Genomic DNA, 428 nt, shown 5'->3' with positions numbered 1-428 from the left:
CGCCATTTGCGTGTTGCCCGTGCCTTCGAGCAACTTTGCGCCGATAAGCGTGGCGAGAACCCTATTGCCGGTGCCTTCATAAATCTTGGTCATCGTCATTCCTTCAGCGCCACACGGACAGCATCCTAGCGCCCTTGGGATTAGGGTAAAGACGAAAGCACTCAGTCAGTCACGAGGAGCGTAGCGAATTGTGAGTGCGCGCTTATACGTCGTTGCCGACGTGCGCTAAGTAAGGCAATGTGCGGAGCGTCATGGCGATCTACCACTTCTCCGCCAAGGTTGTGAGCCGCGCGAACGGGTCGAGCGCCGTGGCGAGCGCCGCCTATCGTTCCGCGTCCGAGCTGTTCGACGAGCGACTAGGGCGGGATCACGACTTCTCGAACAAGGCGGGCGTGATCCACTCCGAGGTGATGTTGCCGGAGGGCGCG

Annotated in this window: 1 protein-coding gene; it reads left to right on the top strand. The window is 60.0% G+C overall.

The annotated features are described in order from the left end of the window. Positions 1 to 251: 251 nt before the first annotated feature. The coding region (locus AACY08_RS30120) for a MobA/MobL family protein (RefSeq protein WP_339472737.1) at positions 252 to 428 on the top strand (177 nt) is incomplete at its 3' end.

Origin of the sequence: Pseudomonas sp. EL_65y_Pfl1_R83 (genome assembly GCF_963970695.1) — a bacterium.
Lineage (GTDB): Bacteria > Pseudomonadota > Gammaproteobacteria > Pseudomonadales > Pseudomonadaceae > Aquipseudomonas > Aquipseudomonas tritici.
This window is presented reverse-complemented; position numbering and strand designations above follow the sequence as displayed.